A 4252-nucleotide genomic window follows, 5' to 3' on the forward strand; every position below is an offset into this window, starting at 1 on the left:
ACCTGGAACAATCCGGAGCCGGAGATCGCCATGATCGCCGACAGCACCGGCCGGATCGTCGGCGCCACGCTCGGCAACGACGTCAATCTGCGCGACGTCGAGGGCCGCTCGGCGCTGCTGCTCGGCAAGGCCAAGGACAACAATGCCTCGGCAGCGCTCGGTCCGTTCATCCGGCTGTTCGACGAGACGTTTTCCATTGCCGATGTGAAGCGCGCCACGGTGCGGCTCAGCGTCGAGGGCGAGGACGGGTTCTCGCTGGAGGGCGCAAGCTCGATGGCCGAGATCAGCCGCTCGCCGGAGGAGTTGGTCAAGGCAGCGATGGGGCCGCATCACCAGTATCCCGACGGGTTGGCGCTCTATCTCGGCACCATGTTCGTGCCGTCGAAGGATCGCGGCGAGAAGGGCAAGGGCTTTACCCACAAGGTCGGCGATATCGTCACCATCTCGTCGGAAAAACTCGGCGCGCTGGTCAACCGTGTGCGCCTGTCACCGGATTGCCCGCACTGGACCTATGGCGCCAGCCATCTGATGCGCGACCTCGCCAGGGCCGGTCTGATCTGACAACCCTGCAAGAACCGGCCTTCATCAACACAATTTTATGTTGAGGCCCGGTGACTGCGGGCCGCTTCGGCTACCGGGTGCAGGCCAGGGGCAGCAATCCGGAAGCCGCCGCCCATGCCGGCATCGCGACGGGCAACGTCTGGCTCATGGCGCTGGCACTGATGGGCGCAATTGCGGGACTCGCCGGCGTCGTCCATCTCGGCGCGCAGGGCACCATCCTCTCAATGACGGCAACGGCTTTGCGCTGCTGGCAATCGCCGCGGCGCTGCTTGGCGGCACGAGGCTGTCGCGCGGGCATGGCAGCGCCATCGGCGCCGCCATCGGCATACTGGTCATACAGGCGGTGCCGAGCGCGATCCCTCGGCTCGGCATCGATGCCACATGGACAAGCCTCGCTGTCGCTGGCGGTCGACTGGCTGGGCAGGATCTGGCGCGGCCGGCGCGCGGAGCGCAGGCAGAACGGTCCGCGCGGCTGAGTCCCGCTCGACAACCTCACGCAAATATCACCCAAACTGATGCAATCTAATGGGATTGCTGATGGCGTCCTGCCTTGCGCCAACATCCATTGGCGCTTGGAGGCTTGCCATCGGGCCGGAAAGGGGATGCCCTCTAAGCACCCGCTCGGCGCTGGCAGGAAATGCGATTTTTGGGCCGCATCGCGTCCGACGTGGAAGTCGTTTCAACATGGGAGGAAACCATATGCTGACGAGGCTAAGACTGCTCGTGCTTGGCTTGATCGTGGCGCTCGCCATTCCGGCGGCGGCGCAGGCCAAGACCTTCTACTGGATTTCGCATGGTGGTCCGGCCGACCCGGTCTGGACCTACTTCCTGGCCGGCGCCAAGCAATGGGCGACCGATACCGGCAACTCCGTCAACACCTCATTCCATAATGGCGACGTGGCGTCACAGCAGGAGGCGGTTCGCGCCGCCATCTCGGCCAAGGCCGACGGCATCGTCACCACCAGCCCCGATCCGGGCAGCCTGGTCGAGATCGCCAAGGAAGCGCGCGCGGCCAACATCCCGATCATCAACTTCAACACGCCCGATCCCAAGGCCAACTTCAACGCCTATGTCGGCGGCGACAACGTCACTTTCGGCAAGCACTGGGCGCAGTATCTGGTCGACAAGGGCCTGGTGAAGAAGGGCGACTTCGTCTGGATGCCGGTCGAGGTTCCCGGCGCCACCTATGGCGTGCAGGAAGAGGAAGGCATCAAGAGCGTCTTCGAACCGCTCGGCATCACCTATGAAATCACCGAGGCGACGCTCGACCAGGCAGAAGTGATCAACCGCATGGTCGACTACCTGACCGCGCACAAAGGCAAGGTGAAGGCAATCATCGGCCTCGGCGACCTCGTCACCGGCTCGATCAAACGGGTGTTCGACCAGGTCGGCATCAAGCCCGGCGAAATCCCGGTCGTCGGCTGGGGCAACTCGCTCGACACCACCCAGGAAGTGCTGAACGGCTATGTCAACGCCGCGCAGTGGCAGGACCCGCAGGCGACCAGCTACGTCGCGCTCTCGCTCGCCAACATGGCGGCCGCCGGCATCCCTCCGGGCTTCAACGTTATCACCGGCGCGCTCTACGAAAAGGACACCGCCGGGGTCTACGACAAGATCCTGTCCGGGAAGTGATCCGTCCCCTGCAGCGCCGCGCGTCATTTCCAGACGCGCGGCGGGCAGCTCGATTTTGCGCACGGCCTTTGCGAGAATCCGGTCCGATTTTCGGAATCGCCTGCGCACAGTCGCGGCCGCTCCCGTAGCCGCGACTGTCCTTTTTCACTTCGCCGAGCCCCCTGACACGGTCGGCGTTCTCGACCTTTCCACCCAAGGATTCAACGTGGAAAACCATTCGCTTACCCAACGCCTGATCGCGAGGCCGGAATTCGGGCCCTTCGTGCTGCTCGTCATCGAGCTCGTCGTCTTCTGGGTCATCAATCCCGATTTCCTGTCGCCGCAGAACATCTCCAACATCCTCGCCTTCACGGTCGAGCTTGGCCTGATCGCGCTGGCGATGACGCTTTTGATGACATCGGGCGAGTTCGACCTCTCGGTCGGCTCGCTGTTCGGCTTTTCGCCGGTGCTGATGTGGACGCTGTTCAATGGCGGCGTCACCTCGCTGGAGGTAGGCCTGCTTGTCGCGCTGGTGGTCGCGGCTTTCATCGGGCTGGTCAATGGCTGGTTCGTGACGCAGCTCAAGATCCCGTCCTTCCTGGTCACGCTCGGCATGCTCCTCGTCGTGCGCGGCACGGCGCTGTTCGTCACCGACGGGTTCCCGCAGCGCACCTGGAGCGCCGAAGGCAGCTGGCTGGCGGAAGCGCTGGTCGGCGATTTCTTCATTGGACCGTTCCGCATCTACATGTCGTTGTTCTGGTTCATCGGCGCGGCGATCGCGCTTGGCTACGTGCTAACGCAGAGCCGCACCGGCAACTGGATCCAGGCCGCAGGCGGCAACCCCAACGCCGCCCGCGCGCGCGGCGTGAATGTCAATGGCGTCAAGGTCGGCCTGTTCGTCGTGTCGGCGCTGATGGCCTCGCTCGCCGGCGTCATCTCGTCGTTGCGCACCTCCGCCGCCAATCCCAACAGCGGCACCGGCTACGAGCTCGAGGTCATCGCCATGGTGGTGATCGGCGGCACGGCGTTGACCGGCGGTCGCGGCACCATCATCGGCACGGTGCTCGGCATCCTGATCCTGCGCGTGATGCGCAACGGCATCGTGCTGATCGGCGTGCCGGGGCTTGCCTACAACATCTTCATCGGCGCCATCATCCTCGGCATGATGGCGCTGCACTCATGGCTCGAACGCCGGCATCAGGCAGGAACGTGACCCATGGCTGAACCGCTGATCCGCATGCAGAACATCCGCAAGTCCTACGGGCGCGTGCAGGCGCTGGTGGACGCCAATTTCCACGTCAACGAAAAGGAGATCGTCGGCCTGCTCGGCGACAACGGCGCCGGCAAATCGACGCTGATCAAGGTGCTGTCGGGCGCAGTGCCGCTGACCAGCGGCGACATCTTCATCCGCGGCAAAAAGGTCAACCTGCGCAGCACCAGCGACGCCATCGCCCACGGCATCGAGACCATCTACCAGGATTCCGCGCTGGTCACGCAACTGTCGATCGCGCGCAACCTGTTCCTCGGCCGCGAGCCGATCAAGCCGCCGCGTTTTTTGAACCGCATGGACCAGGAGGCGATGAACACGGTGGCGCGCGACCTGCTGAAACAGGTCGGCATCTCCAAGAACATCCCGCCGACGACGCCGATCGGCTCGCTGTCGGGCGGCGAGCGGCAGGCTGTGGCGATCGCCCGGGCCATGCATTTCGACAGCGACCTCATCATCCTCGACGAGCCCACCAACAATCTCGGCGTCGCCGAGACGCAAGGCGTGCTGAGCTTCGTGCGCAACGCCCGCGATTCCGGCCATTCCTGTATCTTCATCGCCCACAACATCCACCACGTCTTCCAGGTGGTCGACCGCATCGTCGTCATGCGCCGTGGCAAGGTGGTGGCCGACGACATCGATCCGAAACAGACGACCGTCGCCGACGTCGAGCGGATCATCACCGGCATGTCCGACAAGGACATCCGTGACGCCCTTGCGGCGGGCACGCAACCGCAAGGCTGAAGCCTCCGCCGCTGGCGGACGTCAATCATCCGCCCGGTCAGTCATCACGCGTCTGGCACAGGATCGCAT

At 64.4% G+C, this 4252-nt stretch carries 5 protein-coding genes; all 5 read left to right on the plus strand.

Features of this window, described 5'->3' with window-relative positions; translation table 11 throughout:
- Positions 1-561: fumarylacetoacetate hydrolase family protein (locus EOA33_RS25950; RefSeq protein ID WP_190234374.1), on the plus strand; the 561-nt coding region annotated here is incomplete at its 5' end.
- A gap of 50 nt (positions 562-611) precedes the next feature.
- Complete coding sequence (locus EOA33_RS25955) at positions 612-1037, plus strand: hypothetical protein (RefSeq protein ID WP_127406935.1); 426 nt, start codon at positions 612-614, stop codon at positions 1035-1037.
- 223 nt (positions 1038-1260) lie between these two features.
- Positions 1261-2193 carry a substrate-binding domain-containing protein gene (locus tag EOA33_RS25960; protein WP_127406936.1) on the plus strand — a complete coding sequence of 311 codons (933 nt, stop codon included), beginning with the start codon at positions 1261-1263 and terminating at the stop codon, positions 2191-2193.
- A gap of 205 nt (positions 2194-2398) precedes the next feature.
- Positions 2399-3385, plus strand: coding sequence for an ABC transporter permease (locus EOA33_RS25965; RefSeq protein ID WP_127406937.1), 987 nt, complete (start codon positions 2399-2401; stop codon positions 3383-3385).
- Positions 3386-3388: 3 nt separating this feature from the next.
- Entirely contained in the window at positions 3389-4183 is a 795-nt protein-coding gene (locus EOA33_RS25970; protein ID WP_126056014.1) for an ATP-binding cassette domain-containing protein, read from the plus strand.
- Positions 4184-4252: the final 69 nt, after the last annotated feature.

Origin of the sequence: Mesorhizobium sp. M4A.F.Ca.ET.050.02.1.1 (assembly GCF_003997725.1) — a bacterium.
Classification (GTDB): domain Bacteria; phylum Pseudomonadota; class Alphaproteobacteria; order Rhizobiales; family Rhizobiaceae; genus Mesorhizobium.

Bases quoted from the DNA above. Each gene is read 5' to 3' on its own strand.
- EOA33_RS25970 (WP_126056014.1), top strand. From the start codon at position 3,389: ATGGCTGAACCGCTGATCCGCATGCAGAACATCCGCAAGTCCTACGGG.
- EOA33_RS25960 (WP_127406936.1), top strand. From the start codon at position 1,261: ATGCTGACGAGGCTAAGACTGCTCGTGCTTGGCTTGATCGTGGCGCTC.